Annotated in this window: 23 protein-coding genes and 1 tRNA gene; 11 read left to right on the forward strand and 13 right to left on the reverse strand. The window is 59.0% G+C overall.

What is annotated here, in order from left to right; translation table 11 throughout:
* Nucleotides 1–156 precede the first annotated feature (156 nt).
* Entirely contained in the window at nt 157–3,003 is a 2,847-nt protein-coding gene (locus FHT77_RS00065; RefSeq protein WP_183751407.1) for a ribonuclease E/G, read from the forward strand.
* A 56-nt stretch (nt 3,004–3,059) separates the two neighbouring features.
* Here the strand turns inward: FHT77_RS00065 and FHT77_RS00070 are convergent, their stop codons facing one another.
* Both FHT77_RS00070 and FHT77_RS00075 read right to left on the reverse strand, forming a co-directional pair.
* Nucleotides 3,060–3,893, reverse strand: a complete 834-nt coding sequence (locus FHT77_RS00070; protein ID WP_183751409.1) for an NYN domain-containing protein — start codon at nt 3,891–3,893, stop codon at nt 3,060–3,062.
* 186 nt (nt 3,894–4,079) lie between these two features.
* A complete protein-coding gene (locus tag FHT77_RS00075; RefSeq protein ID WP_183751411.1) occupies nt 4,080–5,183 on the reverse strand; it encodes a COX15/CtaA family protein in 1,104 nt (367 codons plus the stop codon).
* A 113-nt stretch (nt 5,184–5,296) separates the two neighbouring features.
* Here FHT77_RS00075 and FHT77_RS00080 point away from each other — a divergent pair, with 113 nt between their 5' ends.
* Together FHT77_RS00080 and FHT77_RS00085 are read left to right on the forward strand one after the other, a co-directional pair.
* Entirely contained in the window at nt 5,297–5,506 is a 210-nt protein-coding gene (locus FHT77_RS00080; protein WP_007801121.1) for a DUF2842 domain-containing protein, read from the forward strand.
* Between the two features lie 118 nt (nt 5,507–5,624).
* Entirely contained in the window at nt 5,625–6,824 is a 1,200-nt protein-coding gene (locus FHT77_RS00085; protein WP_183751413.1) for a GNAT family N-acetyltransferase, read from the forward strand.
* Here FHT77_RS00085 and FHT77_RS00090 read toward each other — a convergent pair whose 3' ends face one another.
* Nucleotides 6,825–8,972, reverse strand: a complete 2,148-nt coding sequence (locus tag FHT77_RS00090) for a GumC family protein (RefSeq protein ID WP_183751415.1) — start codon at nt 8,970–8,972, stop codon at nt 6,825–6,827. It abuts the gene before it with no gap.
* A 193-nt stretch (nt 8,973–9,165) separates the two neighbouring features.
* Between FHT77_RS00090 and FHT77_RS00095 the strand changes: the two genes are divergently transcribed.
* From FHT77_RS00095 to FHT77_RS00115, 5 genes are read left to right on the forward strand one after another with little or no spacing between them, the layout of a single operon-like run.
* A complete protein-coding gene (locus FHT77_RS00095) occupies nt 9,166–9,741 on the forward strand; it encodes a polysaccharide biosynthesis/export family protein (protein WP_016553524.1) in 576 nt (191 codons plus the stop codon).
* A 6-nt stretch (nt 9,742–9,747) separates the two neighbouring features.
* The gene (locus FHT77_RS00100) at nt 9,748–10,917 is read left to right on the forward strand and encodes a glycosyltransferase family 4 protein (RefSeq protein ID WP_183751417.1); all 1,170 of its coding nucleotides are present in this window, start codon (nt 9,748–9,750) and stop codon (nt 10,915–10,917) included.
* Nucleotides 10,918–10,973: 56 nt separating this feature from the next.
* On the forward strand, nt 10,974–12,533 hold the full coding sequence (locus FHT77_RS00105; RefSeq protein WP_183751418.1) for an undecaprenyl-phosphate glucose phosphotransferase: 1,560 nt from the start codon (nt 10,974–10,976) through the stop codon (nt 12,531–12,533).
* Complete coding sequence (locus tag FHT77_RS00110) at nt 12,530–13,816, forward strand: O-antigen ligase (RefSeq protein WP_183751420.1); 1,287 nt, start codon at nt 12,530–12,532, stop codon at nt 13,814–13,816. Before FHT77_RS00105 ends, FHT77_RS00110 begins: the two co-directional genes overlap by 4 nt.
* On the forward strand, nt 13,813–14,106 hold the full coding sequence (locus FHT77_RS00115) for a helix-turn-helix transcriptional regulator (RefSeq protein WP_183751421.1): 294 nt from the start codon (nt 13,813–13,815) through the stop codon (nt 14,104–14,106). Before FHT77_RS00110 ends, FHT77_RS00115 begins: the two co-directional genes overlap by 4 nt.
* Nucleotides 14,107–14,131: 25 nt before the next feature.
* Here the strand turns inward: FHT77_RS00115 and FHT77_RS00120 are convergent, their stop codons facing one another.
* From FHT77_RS00120 to FHT77_RS00130, 3 genes are all read right to left on the reverse strand, one after another.
* Nucleotides 14,132–14,344: a hypothetical protein gene (locus FHT77_RS00120; RefSeq protein ID WP_183751423.1), complete on the reverse strand. Its 213-nt coding sequence runs from the start codon at nt 14,342–14,344 to the stop codon at nt 14,132–14,134.
* A gap of 177 nt (nt 14,345–14,521) precedes the next feature.
* Nucleotides 14,522–14,737, reverse strand: a complete 216-nt coding sequence (locus FHT77_RS00125; protein WP_183751425.1) for a hypothetical protein — start codon at nt 14,735–14,737, stop codon at nt 14,522–14,524.
* Nucleotides 14,738–14,954: 217 nt separating this feature from the next.
* Nucleotides 14,955–15,031 (reverse strand) — tRNA-Pro (locus FHT77_RS00130).
* A 613-nt stretch (nt 15,032–15,644) separates the two neighbouring features.
* On the opposite strand from FHT77_RS00130, the gene FHT77_RS00135 reads away from it, so the two are divergent.
* The 3 genes from FHT77_RS00135 to FHT77_RS00145 all read left to right on the forward strand — a co-directional run bounded on the left by FHT77_RS00135 (nt 15,645) and on the right by FHT77_RS00145 (nt 16,961).
* On the forward strand, nt 15,645–16,028 hold the full coding sequence (locus FHT77_RS00135) for a hypothetical protein (protein ID WP_246719614.1): 384 nt from the start codon (nt 15,645–15,647) through the stop codon (nt 16,026–16,028).
* A gap of 184 nt (nt 16,029–16,212) precedes the next feature.
* Nucleotides 16,213–16,641 (forward strand): CAP domain-containing protein, encoded by a 429-nt coding sequence (locus FHT77_RS00140; RefSeq protein WP_246719677.1) that lies wholly within the window; start codon nt 16,213–16,215, stop codon nt 16,639–16,641.
* A 170-nt stretch (nt 16,642–16,811) separates the two neighbouring features.
* Nucleotides 16,812–16,961, forward strand: coding sequence for a hypothetical protein (locus FHT77_RS00145; protein ID WP_183751429.1), 150 nt, complete (start codon nt 16,812–16,814; stop codon nt 16,959–16,961).
* 6 nt (nt 16,962–16,967) lie between these two features.
* Here the strand turns inward: FHT77_RS00145 and FHT77_RS00150 are convergent, their stop codons facing one another.
* The 7 genes from FHT77_RS00150 to FHT77_RS00180 form a co-directional block, all read right to left on the reverse strand.
* The gene (locus FHT77_RS00150) at nt 16,968–17,633 is read right to left on the reverse strand and encodes an HAD family hydrolase (protein ID WP_409527432.1); all 666 of its coding nucleotides are present in this window, start codon (nt 17,631–17,633) and stop codon (nt 16,968–16,970) included.
* A 122-nt stretch (nt 17,634–17,755) separates the two neighbouring features.
* The gene (locus FHT77_RS00155; protein ID WP_183751431.1) at nt 17,756–18,298 is read right to left on the reverse strand and encodes a MerR family transcriptional regulator; all 543 of its coding nucleotides are present in this window, start codon (nt 18,296–18,298) and stop codon (nt 17,756–17,758) included.
* 215 nt (nt 18,299–18,513) lie between these two features.
* Complete coding sequence (locus FHT77_RS00160) at nt 18,514–18,852, reverse strand: integration host factor subunit alpha (RefSeq protein ID WP_007531489.1); 339 nt, start codon at nt 18,850–18,852, stop codon at nt 18,514–18,516.
* Between the two features lie 107 nt (nt 18,853–18,959).
* Entirely contained in the window at nt 18,960–19,931 is a 972-nt protein-coding gene (locus FHT77_RS00165; protein WP_016553512.1) for a beta-ketoacyl-ACP synthase III, read from the reverse strand.
* Between the two features lie 19 nt (nt 19,932–19,950).
* Nucleotides 19,951–20,997: a phosphate acyltransferase PlsX gene (plsX, locus tag FHT77_RS00170; RefSeq protein ID WP_016553511.1), complete on the reverse strand. Its 1,047-nt coding sequence runs from the start codon at nt 20,995–20,997 to the stop codon at nt 19,951–19,953.
* Nucleotides 20,998–21,100: 103 nt separating this feature from the next.
* Nucleotides 21,101–21,655, reverse strand: coding sequence for a YceD family protein (locus FHT77_RS00175; RefSeq protein ID WP_114712255.1), 555 nt, complete (start codon nt 21,653–21,655; stop codon nt 21,101–21,103).
* A gap of 11 nt (nt 21,656–21,666) precedes the next feature.
* Nucleotides 21,667–22,257, reverse strand: coding sequence for a ubiquinol-cytochrome C chaperone family protein (locus FHT77_RS00180; RefSeq protein ID WP_183751433.1), 591 nt, complete (start codon nt 22,255–22,257; stop codon nt 21,667–21,669).
* Nucleotides 22,258–22,404 lie beyond the last annotated feature (147 nt).

The following is a 22,404-nucleotide window of genomic DNA, read 5'->3' on the forward strand; positions in this document are numbered from 1 at the left end:
GGAGAACGTCTCCCCCGCTGCTGTCTGGCTGCTGCTTTCCACACCGCACCAATCGCGACTTTCATTATCCGGCGCCGCATTGACGAGCCGCACCCCTCCTGTCTCATCGACCCGAGGGGATGCCGACGTTCGACCGCGCCGAGGAGCACACCTTACATGGCAGACAAGATGCTTATCGACGCGTCTCACGAGGAAGAGACGCGCGTTGTTGTCGTTCGCGGAAACCGCATAGAAGAATTTGACTTCGAGTCACAGCACAAGAAGCAGATCCGCGGCAACATCTACCTCGCAAAGGTAACGAGGGTCGAACCCTCGTTGCAGGCAGCCTTCGTTGATTACGGCGGCAACCGGCACGGCTTCCTGGCCTTTGCCGAAATCCACCCCGACTACTACCAAATCCCGCTTGCCGATCGTCAGGCCCTGCTTCGCGCCGAAGCCGAAGAGCATCGCCGCGACGACGACGTCGAACACGTCGAGACGGCGCCGGTCGATCTCTCCACTCAGGAACAGCCTGATGTTGGCGTCGCAGCGGCGGTCGCCGAGACGCCGGCAGCCGAAGCAGCTACTGAAGTAGACCCTGCCGCAGCAACCGAGACGGTCGAGGCCGTTGCGGAAGTTGCCGAGGAAGCACCAGCCAAGAAGGCAAAGCCCCGCCGCAGCCGCAAGAAGGCAGCGCCGGCCGCTGAAGCGCCTGCAAGCGAAGATGTTGCCAGCGAAGCGACCGCCGACGGCGACGATGAAGGCTCGTCGGGCAACGAGATGGCCGCAATGGTCGAAACCGACTCGATTTCCGAAGAGGTCGACGCCCGCCGTCGCAGCGATGACGACGATGACGACGATCACGACCATGAAGAGGAAGTGATCGAATCGGTCGGCGCCGAAGACGCGATGGAAGAAGTTCCCGATCGCGTCCAGCGCAAGCCGCGCAAGCAGTATCGCATCCAGGAAGTCATCAAGCGCCGCCAAATCCTGCTAGTACAGGTGGCAAAGGAAGAGCGTGGCAACAAGGGTGCCGCCCTGACGACCTATCTTTCGCTGGCCGGTCGTTACTCCGTCCTCATGCCGAATACGGCGCGTGGCGGCGGCATCTCCCGCAAGATCACCAATCCGCAGGATCGCAAGCGCCTGAAGGAAATCGCTCGGATGCTCGAAGTGCCGCAGGGCATGGGAGTCATCCTGCGCACGGCGGGTGCAAACCGCACCAAGGTCGAGGTCAAGCGCGACTTCGAATATCTGATGCGCCTGTGGGAAAACGTCCGGACGCTGACGCTGCAGTCGACCGCTCCCTGCCTCGTCTACGAGGAAGGCTCGCTCATCAAGCGTTCGATCCGCGATCTCTACAACAAGGATATCAGCGAGATCATCGTTGCCGGCGAAGAAGGTTATCGTGAAGCGAAAGACTTCATGAAGATGCTTATGCCGAGCCACGCCAAGGTGGTTCAGCCGTACCGCGACATCCATCCGATCTTCTCGCGCTCCGGCATCGAGGCGCAGCTCGATCGCATGCTGCAGCCACAGGTGACGCTGAAGTCGGGCGGCTATCTGATCATGAACCAGACAGAAGCGCTGGTTTCGATCGACGTCAACTCCGGCCGTTCGACGCGCGAGCACTCGATCGAAGATACCGCGCTGCAGACGAACCTCGAAGCGGCGGAAGAAATCGCCCGTCAACTTCGCCTGCGCGACCTTGCCGGTCTGATCGTCATTGACTTCATCGACATGGAAGAAAAGCGCAACAACCGCGCCGTCGAGAAGAAGCTGAAGGAATGCCTGAAGAACGATCGCGCCCGCATTCAGGTCGGTCGCATCTCCCACTTCGGCCTTCTGGAAATGTCGCGCCAGCGCATCCGCGCTTCCGTTCTCGAATCAACGACGCAGGTCTGCTCGCATTGCGGCGGTACCGGCCACGTGCGTTCGCAGTCTTCCGTTGCCCTGCATGTCCTGCGCGGTATCGAGGAATACCTGCTGAAGAACACCACGCATGACATCACGGTTCGTACGACGCCTGACATCGCGCTCTATTTGCTCAACCATAAGCGCCAGACGATCGTCGACTACGAAGCCCGCTTCGGTGTCGCGATCATCGTCGATGCAGACGGCTCGGTTGGGTCGCAGCACTTTGCGATCGACCGTGGCGAGCCGGTCGAGAACCCGGTCAAGATCGAGAGCCTGTTCAACTTTGCCGCCATCCCCGATGACGAGGACGACGATATCGTTGTCGAAGTCGACGAGGAGGAAGAAGAAGAACTGGAAGCAAAGCCGGCCGCTGCGGAACGTCCGGCACAGCGCACCGAAGGCGATGGCGAAGGCCGCAAGCGCAAGCGTCGGCGTCGGCGTCGGGGCCGCAACGGCAATGGCGAAGCGGTAGCCGCCGACAACACCTCGTCCGACGCTGAGGAAGAAGGCGACCTGACCGACGGTGATGACGAGGATGAAGGCGACGAGAGCATTGCTGCCACCTCTGAGGCGCGTGAAGACGGTGATGAGACCCAGCGCCGCAAGCGCCGTCGTCGTGGCAAGCGCGGCGGTCGCCGCAACCGCGAGGAAGGCGGCGAGCAGGCGGGCTCTGAGGCCGAACTGGCAAGTGATGATGCTGGAGAGGGCGAGACCGAAGTGACCGCTGCCGAAGTCATCGAGGTTGCCGCCGAAGAAGCCGTCGAGGCTCAGCCGGCGATGGCCGCCGTCGAGGCGGGCGCGTCGGTTACCGAGGACGTCAAGCCGAAGCGCGCACGTCGAAGCCGCAAGGCATCGCCGGTCGAAGAGCCTGTTGTGGAAGTTGCAGAGGAGACGACACCGGCTGTCGAGGCTGATGTTGAAGTCGAGGCCGCGGCCGCAGACCTCGCAACGCCGGCCGCAGAGGAAGCAAAACCTGTCCGCGCCAACAGAGAGTCGAACATCTCCTCGTCCGAACCGACGGTTAAGTCGACCCGCGGCGATGCCGCGGAGGGCGAAGGCGACAAGCCGAAGAAAGCTGGCTGGTGGCAGCGCCGCGGTTTTTTCTAAGATGGATACTCGGTGATAAGTAATACGGTCCGGCTGCGGCGACGCAGCCGGATTTTTTACGCCAACCGCGCGCTCGATGCATTGCTTGCATTATCGCGAGGAGCATCGCTAGATGCGACATGGCCTTTTGACGGCACAGTTGCGCCCAAGTGTCCGTTCTTTTTGTCGGCAACTGCTGCTTTCGTCCGCATGCGGAGCGGCTTCCCATCCACATGATCTATGTCGAATGAATTCGTCTTCTTGACCAGATCGCTTAGCTTCCGGAAGCCATATGTCCGCGGATCGAAGTCCGACGCCAGATTTGCGAGTTGCGCTCCGACTGCACTGAGCGATACCCATCCATCTTCACTCTCCATCTGCGCAATGACCTTCTTGATAACGGGCGTCGCTGCACTCGGCTGGCGGAGCGAGGGCGCTTGCGTTACCTCAGTGCCGTTTGATGAGACCGTGGGCACTAGGTTCTCAGTATAGATAAATCTACGGCAAGCCTGACGGAAACTCTCAGGGGCCTTCTGCGTACCAAACCCGAAAACATCGAGGCCTTGCTCACGGATCCGCAAGGCTAACCGGGTGAAATCGCTGTCCGAGGAAACAAGACAAAACCCATCGAAGCGGCCGGTATGCAGCAGATCCATGGCGTCAATGACAAGCGCAATATCGGACGCGTTCTTGCCCGTGGTGTATGCGAATTGCTGTTGAGGGATTATCGCGTGTCGCACCAGCACGTCGTTCCACGCTTTTGAGCAGGAACTGGCGAAGTCGCCATAGATGCGCCGCACGCTTGCCTCGCCAAGCTTAGCGATCGCTTCGAACAAGCCGGCGGCGATTTTTGCAGAAGTGTTATCAGCATCAATAAGCACGGCAAGTCGCGGCGTACGGCGCTCGGGCATTCATAGCTCCAGTCTCTCGTGATAGACCGGCGCCCAGCATCAAACAGCCGACTACTGCCCGCAACTATTAGTAATAAAGTTAGTAAATGACACGTCGACCGCCTGTCTCTTCCTCACGAGGCAGGCGGCACGTCCATCCCTCTTCCAGCGTTAGGGTGAGGTCGTGGCAGATCCTGGCAGCGCGTTTCACTCGCGCTCGGAAATCATGGTCTCTCGCGGATACTCTCCGCAGAAACCCCGCCAGTTGGCGATCGCGAAACCAAAAACCACAAGCGCTCCTGCTTGATGCAGCAGCCCCCAATGAAGCGGGACCTCCAGCAACAAGGTAGCGATTCCAATCGCCGCCTGTATCGTCACCAGTGCAAACAGGACGACGGCGCGCCGAGCATGGGTCGTGGACGGCGCAGCGGTCAGAGCAATGATCATGTTGACAAGCGTCAGCGCGAAAAGGGTATAGGCCCCCAGTCGATGAACGAACTGCACCGTCTTTGGGTTCTCGAAGAAATTGATCCAGGCCGGTTGCTGTATCAACAGGTCGGAGGGCACGAGGGCACCGTCCATCAACGGCCACGTATTGTAGGTAAAGCCGGCATCGAGGCCTGCTACGAGTGCGCCGAGGTAGATCTGGAATAGCGCAAACGCCGCAATTGCGCCCGCCCAGACATACGAGCTCCGCGTAGGCGCCGGGTCGTCGGAGTGCGGTGAGAGCCCCCGCATGATCCACATGCAGGAGGCGAAGATCAGACAGGCCATCACAAGGTGCGTGGCGAGCCGGTATTGGCTGACGTCAGTCCGGACCGAAAGCCCCGACGATACCATCCACCAGCCGATCGCGCCCTGCAGACCGCCCAGCATCAGGATCCCGAAAAGAGGCCAGCGCAGCGGTCTCTCCACCCTTCCCGTGATCCAGAAATACAATAACGGCAGTGCGAAGATGACACCAATGCCGCGCGCGAGCAGCCGGTGTGCCCACTCCCACCAAAAGATGCCCTTGAATTCGTCAACGGTCATGCCGCTGTTCATCTGCTGATACTCGGGAATGCGCTGGTAGAGCTTGAATTCCTCTTCCCATTCGGCGGCGTTCAGAGGCGGGATGACGCCGTGGATGGGCTTCCACTCGGTGATCGACAGGCCCGAATTCGTTAGCCTAGTGGCACCCCCGACGATTACCAGACAGAACAATGCCAGGAGCACGAAGCCCAGCCAGATGCGGACAGCGCGGCGATTGCCGTCCTGACGGCGGATCTCGCGCAGGATCTGCTGTTCAGTGCTCAAGTTCGCGATGGCCATGGCTGCTCCTTACTTCCGGCAGTTGATTTGCCTGAGCAGCTCATGCAAAACAAGCCCTGAACCTTTGCGGCATGCCGTCGCGGCAATCCGAACACCACTGCGAAAGATATTTGATGCCAGTCCGCCTCCGCAAATTCATCGGTACGATCCTGATTGTCGTGCTCGTACTCGCCTATGCGGTGCTCGCAAACACGATTGCCGTTGCAACGCTCGGCAACGCGCCGTGGTGGGGGCAACTCCTCTACTTTTTCCTGACCGGCCTGTTATGGGTGCTCCCCGCCATGGTCATCATCAAATGGATGGCCGGACCGAAGCAGCAGTAAGCCGTTAACGCCGGGATAACCCTGATCGATGGAAAGGACGGTGCCACGTCTCTCATAAACGAATTGGATGCCCCGCCGCCCTATTCTCCGCTCCGGCAAGTCAGACCGGAGAGAGACCGTGCAGGCGCAAACGCTTCCTGTTCCAGATAGACCGCATCATTCAGCAGAGTCCGACGGTTGCGAACTCGAAATCACCGTCTTGGACAGTCTGGCACCACTGGAAGTGCGTTGGCGGGAGCTTGATCGCGACAATCTGAATTCGCTGCATCAGGGCATCGACTGGTGCATGTCCTGGGCCAAAGCCCATGTGAACCCGTTGTCAATTGTCTGGGGCAGGCTTGGCGCGGAAACAGCATTCATTCTGCCAGTGGAAATCAACAGGTTTCATGGGTTCCGCACCGCGAGATTCATCGCTGCCGATCACAGCAATATCAACACTGGTCTCTTCACAACGCGCTTCATCGAACTGGCCAAGGATCTCGAGCCGGAAAAGTTCGCAGGGCTGCTGCGTCGGGCGCTGATTGGGCGTGCCGACCTTCTCTTGCTGCAGAACATCCCGTTGGAATGGCGGGGCCGCCGTAATCCCTTGGCGTTGTTGCCGATGGTGCAAAACCAGAACCATGCCTACCAGCTTCCCCTTTGCGAGAATATGGAAGCAACAGTCCAACAGTTGAATGCGAAGGGACGGCGCAAGAAGTTCCGAACCCAACTGAGACGCCTGCAGGCGCTCGGCGGATTCGACTATGTCGCCGGCGGCACGGCGGATGAACAACATAAGTTGCTCGATCGTTTCTTCACACAGAAGAGCGGCCGGTTTCAGGCACTCGGCCTGCCGGACGTGTTTGCAGATCAGGCAACGAAAACCTTCTTGCATGGCGCAATCGACATCCGCGAACGCGCGAACTCCATGGTGGGATTGGAGATGCACGCGATCCGCTTGAAGGGCGAGCATGATGGCCATATCGCCGCGATCGCCGGTATTTCGCGCAAGGGAGACCACGTCATCTGCCAGCTCAGCGCGATCGATGAGAGTGTGGCGGCAGAGGCAAGCCCCGGCGAGTTCCTATTCTGGCAGATGATCGCCGGTCAGCACGGCAAGGGTGTCAGCCTGTTCGACTTCGGCCTTGGCGACCAGGGCTACAAGCGCTCCTGGGCGCCTGTGGAGACCGAGCACTATGACCTCGTTCTGCCGCTTTCCCTACGGGGTAGTGTCGGTGGTGTGGTGCATCGCGCGATCACGAGAGGCAAAGCCTTCATCAAGTCTCGCGCGAAGATTTACCGCGTTGCGCAACGCATACGCCGGGCAATCCGTGTTTGATCAGGCGGCACGCTGCGACAGCGCACTTTCGATAGGCTCGCTGCCATCGGACATCAGCACCACACGTTCGTAGCCTGCCGCTTCGAACTCGGTCATGGCCGTGACGAACTCCTGTTCGACGATCTCGGGCATCGACAGGATGATTTCGACGTCCTTGCTTTGCGTCAGGCGCGAAACGCCGGCGACATCAGCGGCGCCGCATTCCACGATCACCAAATCGTAGGCCGAGACCAGAGCGTCCAGCAGAAGCGAGAGACGAGCGGCGCCGCGCATTGCCCGATGCGGATCGCTAATCCCCTGCGGAATGAAGTGTGCGTCCGAGCGACTATCGCCGTGGATTGTGTCCCCAAAGGCCGCATCCCCGCATAGCAAGTCGGTTATGCCAAGCATGCTGCGATCTTCTGCCATTAGGTCGGTCGGCAGGCCAGAGCCTGTCATGTCGACCAGAATGACACGCGAGCCATCCTCCGCCAACTTGCGGGCAAGTGATACGGTCGCCGCGGATCCGTCGTCACCGGTCGGCGAAATGGCAATTGCCAGAGGCGCCCTGCTGCCGCGAAGGTAGTCGGACACGGATGCGATCGAGAACTCGCTCGCCTCGACAACCGGTTCATCCTCTTGCGTTTCGGCCGGCGGCTCACCGTCTGCGGGCGTTGCCAGCAGGCTCGGCGTAGCGATCCGCTTCGGGCTAACACTCGTCGTTGCTGTCGGTTCGTCGGCTTCCTCGCGCGCGTCCTCCTCAGGAGACCCTACCGGACGGAGTGCCCGTCCGCTGAAGAGTTCGGCGAGCATGATCGCAATCGAAGTCATGATAAGAGTCGCCAAGGCAGCGACAACGACGATCGGCGCAAGTTTGGGGAAATAAGGGTCGACGGGTTGGATGGCCTTCGACACAACGCGAGCGTCGGCCGGACTCGAATTCTTGTCGGCACGCGACGCCGCCTCGCGATAGCGAGACAGGTAGGTCTCCAAAAGCTGGCGCTGAGCCGCGGCTTCCCGCGTCAAGGCGTTGAGACCGACTTCGTCTTCGCCGGCCTGCGCGCTGTTGGCCTTGAGCTTGTCGGCCTGCTGCTCCAGTTCCCTTTGGCGGACAGCGGAGACCTTCGCTTCGTTCTCAATGCTCGCCAGGATTTTCTGCGTCTCCTGCCGGATCTGCGCCTTGATATCCGAAAGCTGGGCGCGAAGGCTCTTCAGACGCGGGTGGTTGTTGAGCAACGATGTCTGCAGGTCTGAGATCTGCGACTGCAGTCCCGACTCCGTGCTCTTCAACCGCTGCATGGACTGAGACGACATGATGTCCTGCAACGTATCGGATGCCTCGCCGGCTGAGAGAGCATTGCGCACCGACTGGGCGCGCGCCTCGGCATTGGCACGATCTCCGCGGACGCGGGTGAGCTCCGCCGAAATATCGTTCAATTGTTGCGTTGGAAAATTCGCCCCACCGTTGGTCGGCAACAGGCCGTGCTCGGCACGATATTCGGCGACCTTTTGCTCGGCGTCATTTACCTTCTGGCGGAGGTTTTGGATCTCTGGTTCCAGCCAGCGTGTCGCCTCGGAGTTCGAGGCTAGTTTCGCGCCGCTCTGGGTAGCAAGATAGACCGCCGCCATCGCGTTCGGGATCACTGCCGCAAGCTTCGGATCCTTCGAGGTGAAGGTGATGCCGATTACGCGCGACCCCGGAACCTGATAGACCTGCAGCCTCTCCGTGAACGCGTCGATCACGCGCTCTTCGGGGGGATTTTCATAGGGATTTTTCTTGAGGTGGAGAGCCACCAGAATATCTGTCAGCGCCGAGCCGTTCGCGGCCGCATCGAATTCCGGCAGATCATATAGCTTCTGGCTATTGATAACCTGCTTGATGAGGTCCGCCGACTGGAGTAGCTGCACCTGGCTTGCAATGTTGAGTTCGTCCAGCAATGGACCGGCGTTGGCATCGGCTGCCTGCGCATTGGCGAAGGCCGGTGCGCGCGGCTCGATCAGGATGCGCGTTTCGCTTCGGTACTTCGGCGAGATCATCTTTGCGCCCGTGAAGGCGACCCCTGCCCCCAACGCGGTGATTGCCAGAACCTTCAGCCGGCGTGCCCAAACGGCGCGGACCAATTGCCCGAGATCGATGTCCACATCCTGATTACCCGATACGCCGGACATGCTTGTACTCCAAGAACAAACGTGGCCGCGAGGGTAAATGACTATAGTAACCCAACAGTTAATGCTTGTTTCCGGATTCCGGCGACATGTCGCGCTCGTCGACGCCAAAAAAGATCGCCGGTTTTTACCGACCATTAACCCTAACGGATTGATAACGGCTGAGACCGATTTCGTTTTTCTACGAGCAGACGCGATGCCTTTCGCACAGCCCAAGTTCCTGATGGCTCTGAGCCTCGCCGCCACGACCGCGGTCCTGAGCGGCTGCAACAGCTACAAGCCGGCGCCTCAGGCTTTCAACCAGGCGACGATCCAGCCCTATTCGCTGGACAGCGGCGACCGGCTGCGCATTACCGTGTTCGATCAACCGAGCATGACCAACACCTACACGATCGACCAGGCCGGTTACATCGCCTTCCCGCTTGTTGGTCAGGTTCCGGCCCGCGGGCGGACGCTGCAGCAGCTTTCGGGCCAGATTGCCCAGAAACTCCGGCAAGGCTACCTGCGCGATCCCGATGTCACGATCGATGTCGACCGCTACCGCTCGATCTTCGTTATGGGGGAAGTCGGCCAGTCCGGCCAATATGCCTACGTCCCCGGGATGACTGTGCAGAACGCTGTCGCCGTTGCCGGCGGCTTCAGTTCGCGTGCCAATCAAGGCGCCGTGGACGTGACCCGCAAGATTAACGGGCAGGTACTCACCGGTCGCGTCAACATCTCGTCGGCGATCATCGCCGGTGACACGATCTACGTTCGTGAACGACTGTTCTGATCCTCAATGACCGAACAGCGCCCCCTCCGCATCCTCCATTGCTTCAGGTCACCGGTCGGCGGAATTTTCCGGCATGTCCGCGACCTCGTACTGGAGCACAGCAAAGCGGGACACGAGGTCGGAATCCTTTGCGACAGCTCGACGGGCGGCGAGCACGAAGATCGCCTGTTCGATGACATTCGTCCCTTTCTTTCGATGGGATTGACGCGCATGCCCATGCGGCGGCACGTCAGCTTCTCCGACATCGGGGTGATCTGGGATACGTACAAGAAAATCAAAAGTTTGCGGCCGGATGTGCTGCACGGTCACGGCGCCAAAGGCGGTGTGCTCGCGCGGCTTGCCGGCTCAGCCCTGCGGGTGAACAGGTATCGCGTAGCCCGCCTCTATACTGCGCATGGCGGGAGCCTGCATTATTCCCGCAGATCGTTCGTCGGGCAATTCGTGCTCCGCATGGAGCGCTTGCAGGAGTATTTCACCGACGCCCTCGTCTTCATCTGCGAATACGAGCGTGATTCCTACACGAAGAAGGTCGGGCGGCCGCGAACAGAAACCCGACTGATCTACAATGGGATCGCCGAGCGGGACTTCGAACTCATCCCGACCCGTTCGGATGCTGTCCACTACATCTATGTCGGCATGCTTCGGGACCTTAAGGGTCCCGATCTCTTTGTGGAAGCCTTCGCGAAAGCCGAGCGCATCCTCGGTCGTCCGCTGTCTGCCGTGATGATCGGCGACGGACCGGATCGCGACAGGTACCGCGATATGATGATCGAGCGTGGCTTGGGCAAGCGGATCAGCATGCTGCCGGCAATGCGCGTTCAACAGGCTTTTGCCATGTCCCAAAATCTCGTTGTTCCGTCTCGGGCGGAAGCCATGCCCTACATCGTCCTCGAGGGCTTGGGTGCCGGTAAGACGATCATTGCCACGCGCGTCGGCGGTATTCCTGAGGCTTTGGGAAGAGACAGCCTCGCCCTCGTCAACCCCGAGGATGCCGACGACCTTGCACGCGTCATGGCTGATGCAATTCGCATTCCCGGCTGGCACGATGCGGCCATGCCCTCAACGGAGCGGGTCAAATCGGTCTTTTCGGCCTCGGTTATGGCCAACGATGTCCTGAAACTGTACCACGACCTCCTCGATTTCGAATCCAAGCAAGCTGTTGCGGTTGCTTCGTAAAAGTTTCTTAGGGGCTTTCTGCTAATGCCGTTTTGACAACCAGCGGCGGTAGCCTCATGAACAAGGCAGAGAAAAGCGATCAGTTTGATCTGGAGGCGCTGCGCAAGCAGGTTTCTGACATCAATCGGCGCGGCGAAGACGCGGATGAGAAGGTTCGGCCGGAGCCGATCAATACCTATGCCCGTCAGATCGCCGAGCAATTCAGCGCTGGAAACCGCTCGCCGGCCATCATCATCGGTCAGTTCCGACTATTCGAATTTGTGTCGCAGTTTCTGATCGGCTTGCTTGTCTATCTTCTCTGGCCCGGGAGCGGCGCGGAGACCCTTTCAGCGCGCGCCACCGCCACCGCTGCTATTGCGGCTTTGCTTGTCTTTGGACTCCAGACGGCCGATACCTATTCCATCCCGGCGCTACGCACCCGTATGCGACTGCTCCCTCGCGTCTTTGGCGTGTGGACGTTGGTCTTCGTGATCGGCACGGCGGCCAGTGTGCTCTTTGGAAATGTCGGATGGCCACAGGTGCAGGCTTACATCGCCTGGTTCATTGCCGGTGCATTCTTCCTGCTTGCCGCTCGCTTCCTGATCGCCTACGGCATCCGCAACTGGTCACGCAACGGCGTCATGGAGCGCCGGGCGGTGATCGTCGGTGGCGGAGAACCGGCAAAAGAGTTGATCCGCATCCTGGAACAGCAAGCCGACAACGACATCCGGATCTGCGGTATTTTCGACGACCGCGGTGAGAAACGGTCACCGATCATGGTCGCCGGCTATCCGAAGCTTGGAACGGTCGCCGAACTCGTCGAGTTCGTCCGTATCACGCGCATCGACATGCTGATCATTTCCCTTCCGCTGAGCGCGGAGGCCCGTATCCTGCAACTGTTGAAAAAGCTCTGGGTACTGCCAGTCGATATCCGGCTGGCCGCCCACGCCAATCGACTGCGTTTCCGTCCCCGCGCCTATTCACGCATCGGCTCCGTCCCGATGCTCGACATCTTCAACAAACCGATCCGCGACTGGGACTCGGTCGCCAAGCGCTGTTTCGACATTTTCTTTGCGCTGCTCGCGTTGGCGTTTCTCTGGCCAATTATGCTGGCAACCGCAATTGCCATCAAGCTGACGTCCAAGGGGCCTGTCTTCTTCAGACAGAAGCGCCACGGCTTCAACAACGAGATTATCAACATCTTCAAATTCCGGTCGATGTACGCCGACAAGGGCGACCCCACCGGCCGCGCCGCCGTCACCAAAGGCGATCCGCGCGTCACGCCAGTCGGACGCTTCATCCGCAAGAGTTCGATCGACGAGCTGCCCCAGCTTTTCAACGTGCTGACGGGCGATCTGTCGCTTGTCGGGCCGCGTCCGCATGCCGTGCTTGCCCAGGCGAAGGATCGTCCTTTCGGTGAGGTCGTGGAGGGCTACTTCGCCCGCCATCGCGTGAAGCCAGGCGTCACCGGCTGGGCGCAGATCAATGGCTGGCGGGGAGAGGTCGACCATGACGACAAGATCAAGTTCCGCACGGCCTATGACCTCTACTACATCGAGAACTGGTCGCTGTGGTTCGACCTGAAGATCCTCTTTCTCACGCCTTTCCGGCTGTTCAACACGGAAAACGCCTATTGAGCGCGGTCGAGGCGACACATTCGCGCGTTGCTCAGCCACAGCGGGCGGCCCTGCGCCTCGTTGGTTCCGCAATGGTCGCCTTCGGGGTCTTTCTCTCAGGCTTCGTTATCAACGAGCCGGCGCCTTACGAACTTTGGATGGCTGCGCTTCTCGGCATATGGTTCATCCTTGGTCTCAGAATTTCGCGATTCACAGCGCCGCTTCTGGCTCTGCTACTTGCTTTCAACGTCGGTGGCATGCTGTCGTTGACGCAGATGAAGGATCTGGGGACCGGACCGATGTATGTCGCAGTCTCGAGTTTCCTCGCACTGACGGCTATCTTTTATGCGGCAATTGTCGAGGAAAGCCATCGGCGTCTGCCGCTGATCTTCAATGCCTGGGCATTCGCCGCCGTTTTCACGTCACTCCTTGGAATTCTCGGCTACTTTCACGCCTTTCCGGGGGCGGAGGTTTTCACGCTCTACGATCGCGCCAAGGGCGCCTTCCAGGATCCGAACGTCTTTGGTCCGTTCTTGGTCCCGCCGTCGCTCTATCTCGTCCACGGCATTCTTGCTGGCAAGTTGAGAATGGCACCGATCAAGGCCTTCGCGCTGCTGATCCTTGCGCTTGGTGTGTTTCTGTCTTTCTCGCGCGCGGCTTGGGGCCTCTTCCTTCTCGGCATTGTCATTCTAGTCTTCTGTATGCTGCTCAAGGAGCGCAGCGGAGCGTTCCGCCTGCGCATCCTGATCCTGTCTCTCGCCGCAATCATGTTGCTGGTAGCGTCGCTGGTCGTTGCTTTGCAGTTTCCGAAGGTGAATGCGCTCTTCTCGTCGCGAGCCCAGCTGGTACAGCAATATGATGGTGAGCACCTCGGCCGCTTCGATCGTCACCGCATCGGCTTTACGATGATGATGGAGCGCCCCCTCGGTATCGGGCCGCTGGTCTTCGGTACGATGTTTCCGGAGGATGAACATAACATCTGGCTGAAGTCGCTAACGAGCTATGGCTGGCTCGGATTTGTCAGCTATGTCGCTATGCTCTGCTGCACGATCTATCTCGGATTCAAAAACCTTCTCAGGGATCGGCCTTGGCAGCCGTATTTGATGATCGCCTGGATCGGGGTGCTTGGCCATGCCGCGATCGGTAACGTCATCGACATTGACCACTGGCGGCATGTCTACCTGCTTTTCGGCATCGTGTGGGGTTGCGCGGCGCTGGAGGAGCGCCATAAGCGCAATCTTGCGGGTGCGCGCCGCATATCGGGCTTGCGAACAAGCGACGGCGCGCTAGTCTCTCATCTATGATAACAGCGACTCAAATACGCGGCGCCCGCGCCATGACCGGAATGAGCATCGAGGAACTGGCAGCCGCATCCGGTCTGCCTGTTGCTACAGTCGAAACGATGGAGCGCGACGAGCAGGACGGCGAGCCGCATGCGCTGCTCGCGATCAAGCAAGCGCTTGAGGCGGCAGGCATCATCTTCATTGCCAGTGGCAATCATGACGAAGGTGGACCGGGCGTCAGGCTGAGAGCGCGAACCGGAGTCGATGAGGGTATCCGCCCGGAAAACCTCAACGCTGCAAACGACGACTAGCTCATCGGTAGTTCAAAGCTCCAAATTACAAATAGGCCTTGGCGAGCGCCGCAAGCTTGCGTTGATCCTTGACCCCCTGCCGGTAGAGTTGGATCAGAAGCGCACCGATGGCCTCGGCAGCCGAGGTATTTCGCTCGAGCCTCCGGTCTTTGCAGACATCGTCAAGCACCCCGGACAGAAGATCGAGATCGTCCGAGAAAAGCGGCAGGTCACGTGGAAGAACTGGGGATTTAAGCATGAAGCCACGGGTCCCGTCAGGGGCTGTCGATACCAGGAACGTTGTCGTCGGGCGCCCATCCATAGCCGACGATGCGGTCACTATGCGCGCCGACCGGCGATTTATCAACCGAACATTTCGGCTTGAAACATATATGTGATGACGCGAACCAGCGCGCTTGTCCCAAAAGCTGCAGCCTCAGTTTTTCAGCCGCTCTGAGGCAAGCTCTGACTGGATCGAGCCCTCAATGATGACCCTGGCGGTGACTTTGAAGACATAGGCTTCGGCCAAATCGCTCAGTGCCAGCGCAACTTCGTGCTCTGGCCAACCCGAGGATGTAGCCTTCTCGACAAGTGTCGCAAAGGGCTCAGACAGGGTTTCCCTGCATGTTTCGCTCGTCTCGCGGTTGGCCATCCGTCACCCACCAATGTTTTTGCTGGATGTATATTATCGAAAACTAATATTTTTTCGAGCTACCAAGACAAATTTCTGACAGCAATAGGTCTGGCAAAGATTGGTAGGCAGTCAGAAGAGCACGGTTGTGCCGCTCGACGCATCATTCTTCTACAAGACTAGTCATGAGTTGGAGAGATACCTTCCGGCTTCTGGGGGTGCCGAAGGTTAGTGTAAATGGTCGGGGCGACTGGACTCGAACCAGCGACCCCTTGACCCCCAGTCAAGTGCGCTACCGGGCTGCGCTACGCCCCGACCTGCCGAAACGGCCTGATCCTGTTAGTCTTTTGGGATTTCTGGTGCAAGGGAAAAATCGATCGTCAGGAAATATTACGGAAAGAGCGGTGTGGAAAAGGCCGCCATGCTTGACGCCATTCGTTTCTGACCGCTGTGAAATCGATTTGGGCGGTCGGAGGTTTGATGCGGCGTCCGATGAAAACAAACAAACTAGCGGAGAGCGTTGTTGCTCGCTCTCCGCTTTCCGTCCTTCGATCATGCGAACCGGATGCCCCAGCCCTCCAGTTCTCCAGCAGCAGAAAAACTGACGCCAGTGGGGAGAAATATAGATTCTAATAGGCGAACGAACATCGGACCTTCGTCTCACGATGTTTCAGACCTCAGGTACCGTAGAGGTGGCTTGGGATTCGAGCAGCAATCCCGCGATCGAGGCGGTTCCTTCGTAGATGAATGGCTTTCGGGATGAGGACTTCGCTGAGGGAGCCACGAATTCCGGTGACGCAGCAGCGTCTGGAATTCCGGCGCAGACTCAATCTCTATACATCGAAATCATGGCTTGCTTTAGCAATTACTTAATAGAATCCTCCATGAGAGAAACCACTAAATTTCCGCGATTCTCTTGGGGGACGACATGAGGCAGATCGTGATGGCTGGGGTACTGCTGCTTAGTTCCTGCGCGGCGGTCAATCCGCGCGACCAACCAATCCCTTACACGCTCTCAGAGGGTGAGACGGCCGCCGTTCAGGACGGAACTCGAAAGTTTCTTAAAGATCCCACCACTGCGACGTTCGCCAGCATAACGGCAACGCAGACACAGCCGGGGGTCGTCTCCGTTTGCGGTGTAGTAAACTCCAAAAACAAGGCAGGCGCCTTTACCGGCGGGGAGCCCTTCGCTGGCGTTTTGAGAAACACCAGCCCGGCGGGGAGAGCCGGCTTCTCGTTTACTCTAACCGCCCAAGGCAACGCAAAGACAAACTTCAACGATTTGTGCCGACAGAACGGCGTCATCATCTGAAGGTCATCCCTCGAATACCTCCGACGGCATTCGACCTCGGCCAGCTGCGTGCAGATGTCCGGTCGAATTCCATAGCATGACCTAATTCGTTGTTGTGGGTTGCCAGGATCGCTCTCGTTGTGTCTCCTTTGCAGCGGCTCGCCAAAGGCGAGTCGTTGCCACCAGGAGAAATCCGACCATGAAAATGCTACAGGCAATAGCAGTTGCGGTTCTAAGTTTGGCATGCCTAGGTGCGGCACAGCCGCCAGCTTCGACAGGCGATTTCGGCGCCCAGACACTGGCTTTGATCAATTCCTACAGGACGAGCCGTGGCCTATCTCCCTTGGCTGCGAATGGCACGTTGAAAGCCTTGGCGCGGCAGCACAGCCAGTATCAGGCAACGCGGCGACACATCAGCCACGACGGCTTTCGACAGCGATCGGCGCAAGCCAGGGCCGCTGGGCTCAGCATCGTATGTTCAGAGAACGTCGGTCATGGATATCTGACCCCGCAGCAGCTGTTTTCCGGATGGAGGCGTTCGCCGGGCCACAACACAAACCTGCTTCGACCCAACCTGCGATATGCGGGGGTGTCGGTTGTCGCAGGCTACTCGACCTTCTTCGCTTGCCAGTAGCGTTACACCGACCTTGACCGGTCCACGAAGGCGAGAAGCTGCAAGTGTGAGCAGTCGGTCGAAAAGGCTTGCTCGAATAAGCAGGCCCGAATAAGAGACCTGCAAAACGCGAGACTCTGGACGAAAACATGCAGATTGAGATCCCCTGCCCGAAGTGCAGGAACACCCGAATGAAATTCGAGCGACCCGAGCCGGTCGACACCGACGTCCTTGTCTGCTTCACTTGCGGGCACGAACTCGGGACACTGGGTTCGGTGAAGGCAAAGATGCTTGCCGCCTACGAGCGCATGGTAAAGCAGGCGCCGCAGCGCAAGCAGTAGCAGCGTCTATTCGAGCAGTGCAACGCAGCCGTCGGGACCGACGTCCACACGCCAGCCGCGGTAGTCCGGGATTGAAAAGTGTGGGGTTGCAAACGGCGTCGTGTGCGTTTCGGTAATGACCGTCACGTCGGCACCGGCCGCTTCGCCTGCAAGAATTCCGGCAACGGCATCTTCGAACACCAGGCATTTTGTTGGATCGACGCCGAGGCGCTTGGCGCCCAGCAAATAGCATTCGGGGCTCGGCTTCCCGGCTGCCACTTCTTCCCCGCTCACCATTACCACCGGCGTCGGAATGCCAGCCGCCGTCATGCGGCGCTTCGCGAGTTCGATCGGCGCTGAGGTTACGATCGCCCACTTCGACGGCGGAATGCTGTTCAGGAAATCGACGGCACCTGGGATCGCGACGATGCCTCCGACATCGTCCATTTCCTCTTTCAGCAATTGGCTTGCCTCATATTCCGGATCGACGCCTGGTAGCGCCAACTGGCGGATGACGTCCGATGCCCGAATGCCGTGGATCGTCTTGAGGAAAACCTCCGGCTCGAAGCCGTGCCGCACGGCCCACTCACTCCAGACACGTTCGACTACGGCAATAGAGTTCAGGAGCGTGCCATCCATATCGAACAGGAAGGCGTCATAGTACTTGCCGGGAACTGAATGAGACGCGGTCACGAGAGATTTTCCTTGAGGCTGACTGAATATCGAACGAGGCGCTGCGGTTCCGATAAGGGACTGCTCGCGAAAGAATGGGCTGCGAACCCATGTAGGGTGGCTGACGCGTAGCGGCGAATCGATCAGCGAACCTGGTCCAAGAGGCGCTTGCATTCTAGAAGATCGTAGAGTGCCTCCTGCAGCAAAGCACGGTCCTCCTTGCCGACGCTCGACTTGCCGATCGAAACTTCGGGGGAGTCTTCATCGCCCCCGCCGAAATTGAAGAAGCGGCGTGTGATCGGCGGCTTCGCGCGACCGACAACCTGATCCTCATCCGACATTCCAACCCGTGGCTCGGCAGAATCGCCACCGTCCTGCTGACCGCCTGTCAGCGCCTGAACGCTTGCAAGGTCTCCATGGCCGATCGCAATGACGAACTTGTTGCCATTGGTCTTCAGAAGCTTCTGCACGCCCTTGATGGTGTAGCCATGATCATAGAGCAAGTGGCGGATGCCCTTCAGGAGATCGATATCCTCGGGCCTGTAGTAGCGTCGGCCGCCGCCACGCTTCATCGGCTTGATCTGCGGAAAACGCGTTTCCCAGAAGCGCAGGACATGCTGTGGAAGGTCTAGGTCGTCCGCCACCTCACTGATGGTACGGAAAGCATCGGGGCTCTTATCCAACATCCTTACTCCCTACGCGGTCTTGGGGCGCCGCGCGTCCGTTCGGCTGGTAAGCGCAGCTGATGTCTCACGAACGTCAGAACCGAGCCGCGACTCATCATATTTCAACGGTTTGACGCCGCGAATTCAAGTCACGTCTTGAATACCGCACAGATCGTTCAGGAAATATTGGAACTCGTCGCCGTTTAACGAGAGGAGTGCCCCCGTGCTGCGCTCGATCAAGAAGCCGGATTGGCAGCTTTCTGCTTGGTCTTGCGCAGCGTATGCGCCTTCAGAATCCGCGTCTTCAAGACATTGGACGCCTTGAAGGTCATGACGCGACGGGGAGAGATTGGCACTTCCTCGCCGGTCTTCGGATTACGGCCGATGCGCTCGTTCTTGTCGCGCACCTGGAAAGTTGCAAAGGACGAGAGCTTGACGGTTTCGCCGCGGACGATCGCGTTACAAATCTCGTCAATGACAGTTTCCACGAGCTCAGCAGATTCGGTTCTCGAAAGACCGACCTTACGAAAAACTGATTCCGCCAGGTCTGCTCGCGTCACTGTCTTTCCGGTCATGGTTTCCCCGCCCATTTGCCAATTATATTATGAAAGCGAACAAAGAGTATTTGTCTTGCGCCTCACGGTCAAGCTCTTGTTCGTCGGTAGTTTTTTGGATTTTTGGCTTACCAGCGCAGGAGTGCTGCGCCCCAGGTGAAGCCGCCGCCCATCGCTTCCAGCATGACCAGATCGCCTTCCTTGATCCGGCCATCCCCGGCAGCCGTTGCCAGCGCTAGGGGAATCGAGGCCGCAGACGTATTGCCGTGAAGATCAACCGTAATGACTACCTTCTCGGGCGCGATATGCAACTTCTTGGCGGAGCCGTCGATAATACGGCGGTTGGCCTGGTGCGGCACCAGCCAGTCGAGATCGTCGGCAGTCGTGCCGGTTGCCTCAAACGCGGCCTCAATGACGTCTGTGATCATGCCGACCGCATACTTGAAGACCTCCCGGCCCTCCATGCGAAGCTTGCCGACCGTGCCCGTCGTCGAAGGGCCGCCATCCACGTAGAGTTTCTCCTTGTGGGAGCCATCGGAACGCAGGTGCGCCGTCAGCACGCCGCGATCGGCTGTCGTACCCTCGCCTTCCGCCGCCTCGAGGACGATCGCGCCAGCGCCGTCGCCGAACAGGACGCAGGTGGTCCGGTCGTTCCAATCGAGAATGCGGGAGAAGGTCTCGGCACCGATCACCAACACGCGCTTGGCAAGGCCACCGCGGATGTAGGCATCAGCCGTCGTCACGGCATAGACGAAGCCCGTGCAAACGGCCTGCACGTCGAACGCAAAGCCATGGTGCATGCCCAGCCGGTTCTGAATGTTGACGGCGGTCGCCGGGAACGTGTTGTCTGGCGTCGAGGTGGCACAGATGATGACATCGATGTCGGCTGGTGTCAGACCGGCTCTATCGAGCGCCGCGCGCGCAGCAGCTTCGCCGAGCGACGATGTTGTTTCGCCCTCACCGGCTATGTAACGCTGGCGGATGCCCGTGCGCTGGACAATCCATTCGTCTGATGTGTCCACGACATCTTCCATGTCGCGATTGGTCATAACGCGTTTCGGAAGTGCGGCTCCGAACCCGCGAACAACTGAACGGATCATAATGCTTAAACCCCGTCGCTCATGCGGCTTCCGGCCCGATCGGGGGCAGCCGCTTGGCATGATACTTTTGAAGATCGTTTTCTATTTTCTGATTGAGGCCATTCTTGGCCATGTCGTAGCCGACTTCGATGGCGGCTGCGATGCCTTCGGCGTTGGCGCCGCCGTGGCTCTTGATGACCACGCCGTTGAGGCCCAGGAAGACGCCGCCATTCACCCGACTCGGATCCATCTTCTCGCGAAGCATGTCGAAGGCGCCTTTGGCGAAGAAGTAGCCGATCTTGGCGAGCAGCGTTCGCGACATGGCAGAGCGCAGATATTCAGCGATCTGTCGTGCCGTTCCCTCGGCCGCCTTCAACGCGATGTTGCCCGAAAAGCCTTCGGTCACGACGACGTCGACGGTTCCCTTGCCAAGGTCGTTTCCTTCGACAAAGCCATAATACTCGAGCGAGTCGATGTTCGCCTCGCGCAGCAAGCGCCCGGCTTCCTTGACTTCTTCCTGCCCCTTGATCTCTTCGACGCCGACATTCAGCAAGCCGACCGTCGGGCGTTCGATCTCGAACAACGCGCGGGCCATTGCCCCACCCATCAGGGCGAAATCCATCAATTGCTGCGAATCCGCGCCGATCGTCGCGCCGACGTCGAGAACGATGCTCTCTCCCTTCAGCGTCGGCCAGATGGCGGCGATCGCCGGGCGCTCGATATTGGCCATCGTACGCAGACAGAACTTGGCCATTGCCATGAGGGCGCCGGTATTGCCGGCCGAGACGGCAACGTCCGCTTCCTTCGTCTTCACCGCTTCGATCGTCCGCCACATGGTGGAGACATAGCGACCGCGGCGGAGCGCCTGGCTCGGCTTCTCATCCATGCGAACGGCGAGTTCGCAGTCGTGGAAAACGGTCTTTTCCTTGAGCTTCGGAAACCTGTCGAGAACCGGCTCGCACTGTTCCTTCAAACCATACATCACGAATGAAATATCGGGATGTCTTTCCAGTGCCTTAGCGGCGCCGGGGATGACAACCTGGGGACCAAAGTCGCCACCCATGAGGTCGATAGAAATTCTGATCACGCGTCCCTGATCCTTATTTTTCGCCTCCGGCGGGCGAAATTTCGGCCAAAATACCGGTTTTCCCGTCGCTTACAACTGAATTGTGTCAAATAGCCAACGGGGTTCAGTCCTTTTTCCAATCCTTGAGCACGGCGAAAGCAGAGGGCTTTTTGTCGTTTTCGCCGGTGTCTTCGATGTGACCCGAGAACTCCACGCCGGGTTTGCGCGGATAAGGATCAATCGCAAGCGCGGCGAATTCCGTCACCACCTCACCTGCATCGATTGTATCGCCGGTAAAGCTCTCGGGAAGGTCCGGACCATCGGGGTCAAGCACCATCTCACCGGCATCATTGGCCGGGCGACGCGCAAGCTTCGAATTCTCGGGCACGAAGATCTGCTCGAACGTCTCGTCGATTGCGGATGGCACAGGATCAAGAGTGACGACGCAGGATTGGACAATGTTCGCCTGAACCCTGCCCTTGATGCGGATTCCGTCGCGCTTCCACCGCGCGATCTGGAGCTCGGCCTTGAAACTGTCGACTGAAAGCACATTCCAGCTCTTGGCAATATCCTCCAATTCCCGCTTGTCCGCTTCCAGGCGCACCTCGACGGGATTGGTTGATATGTGGCCGACATTTACCAGGTAGGAGAACGGCACATCATCTCTTTTGCTTCTCATCATCTCCTCCTTCACGCAACCTTCGGAAGCGTCGCCGAACCTGTCGCAATCACATCCTCCGACTGGGACAAAAGATAGTCCTCGGCGGCAAACATCCAATCTGCGAGGCCGCGCATATCAACCGCCTCCTTGGCCTTGGGATGGATGTTCCGAACAAGCGCCGTCGCAAGTCCTTCGGCATCTCTGCTGTCCATCGCCTGGGCGTAGGACTCCAGCCGGCCATAGAACATACCGGCCAGTTTCTTCATGCGCTTGGGAACGCTGTTGTCACCAATTCCCAACTCACGGATGGAGTAATCGATATCTTGGAAGAAGGCGTCGACGATTTCCTGGGCAATCTCCTGACCGCTGGTTCCGGACGCTCGTGTGCGCCGGAAGAAGAGGATCATCACCGCCGAGAGCATTTCGAAACGCCCCATGACCGTATCCGGGACATTCAGGCGCTCGTAGAGTTCCGGCATGCGGGCGGCGGATGTCAGTGCCTGATATTGCCGATCTACGATTGCCTGGTTGCTGTTTTTCTTGCCAAAGAGCCCGAAGATCATCGTTTTTTCCGGAAAGGCCTCATTCTGGACGCCAAGCGGCGTCCGGCCTTGTTGCATGATTTTGAAAGCTGGTTTACCGAAGCAGGCGCGAATTGCAATGCCGAAGGTGGCCACTTTCGGGACAGCACCCCATCTGTCCGCACGAGCCAACGGGATGTCTCACCCCGGAATGGCCACAATGGTTTTGCATCAGCGATCTGAGGC

Source organism: Rhizobium sp. BK181 (assembly GCF_014193305.1).
Lineage (GTDB): Bacteria > Pseudomonadota > Alphaproteobacteria > Rhizobiales > Rhizobiaceae > Rhizobium.

Bases quoted from the DNA above. Each gene is read 5' to 3' on its own strand.
- FHT77_RS00065 (WP_183751407.1), top strand. From the start codon at position 157: ATGGCAGACAAGATGCTTATCGACGCGTCTCACGAGGAAGAGACGCGC.
- FHT77_RS00070 (WP_183751409.1), bottom strand. From the start codon at position 3,893: ATGCCCGAGCGCCGTACGCCGCGACTTGCCGTGCTTATTGATGCTGAT.
- FHT77_RS00075 (WP_183751411.1), bottom strand. From the start codon at position 5,183: ATGGCCATCGCGAACTTGAGCACTGAACAGCAGATCCTGCGCGAGATC.
- FHT77_RS00080 (WP_007801121.1), top strand. From the start codon at position 5,297: ATGCCAGTCCGCCTCCGCAAATTCATCGGTACGATCCTGATTGTCGTG.
- FHT77_RS00090 (WP_183751415.1), bottom strand. From the start codon at position 8,972: ATGTCCGGCGTATCGGGTAATCAGGATGTGGACATCGATCTCGGGCAA.
- FHT77_RS00095 (WP_016553524.1), top strand. From the start codon at position 9,166: ATGCCTTTCGCACAGCCCAAGTTCCTGATGGCTCTGAGCCTCGCCGCC.
- FHT77_RS00100 (WP_183751417.1), top strand. From the start codon at position 9,748: ATGACCGAACAGCGCCCCCTCCGCATCCTCCATTGCTTCAGGTCACCG.
- FHT77_RS00105 (WP_183751418.1), top strand. From the start codon at position 10,974: ATGAACAAGGCAGAGAAAAGCGATCAGTTTGATCTGGAGGCGCTGCGC.
- FHT77_RS00115 (WP_183751421.1), top strand. From the start codon at position 13,813: ATGATAACAGCGACTCAAATACGCGGCGCCCGCGCCATGACCGGAATG.
- FHT77_RS00120 (WP_183751423.1), bottom strand. From the start codon at position 14,344: ATGCTTAAATCCCCAGTTCTTCCACGTGACCTGCCGCTTTTCTCGGAC.
- FHT77_RS00125 (WP_183751425.1), bottom strand. From the start codon at position 14,737: ATGGCCAACCGCGAGACGAGCGAAACATGCAGGGAAACCCTGTCTGAG.
- FHT77_RS00135 (WP_246719614.1), top strand. From the start codon at position 15,645: ATGAGGCAGATCGTGATGGCTGGGGTACTGCTGCTTAGTTCCTGCGCG.
- FHT77_RS00140 (WP_246719677.1), top strand. From the start codon at position 16,213: ATGCTACAGGCAATAGCAGTTGCGGTTCTAAGTTTGGCATGCCTAGGT.
- FHT77_RS00145 (WP_183751429.1), top strand. From the start codon at position 16,812: ATGAAATTCGAGCGACCCGAGCCGGTCGACACCGACGTCCTTGTCTGC.
- FHT77_RS00155 (WP_183751431.1), bottom strand. From the start codon at position 18,298: ATGTTGGATAAGAGCCCCGATGCTTTCCGTACCATCAGTGAGGTGGCG.
- FHT77_RS00160 (WP_007531489.1), bottom strand. From the start codon at position 18,852: ATGACCGGAAAGACAGTGACGCGAGCAGACCTGGCGGAATCAGTTTTT.
- FHT77_RS00165 (WP_016553512.1), bottom strand. From the start codon at position 19,931: ATGATCCGTTCAGTTGTTCGCGGGTTCGGAGCCGCACTTCCGAAACGC.
- FHT77_RS00175 (WP_114712255.1), bottom strand. From the start codon at position 21,655: ATGAGAAGCAAAAGAGATGATGTGCCGTTCTCCTACCTGGTAAATGTC.
- FHT77_RS00180 (WP_183751433.1), bottom strand. From the start codon at position 22,257: ATGCAACAAGGCCGGACGCCGCTTGGCGTCCAGAATGAGGCCTTTCCG.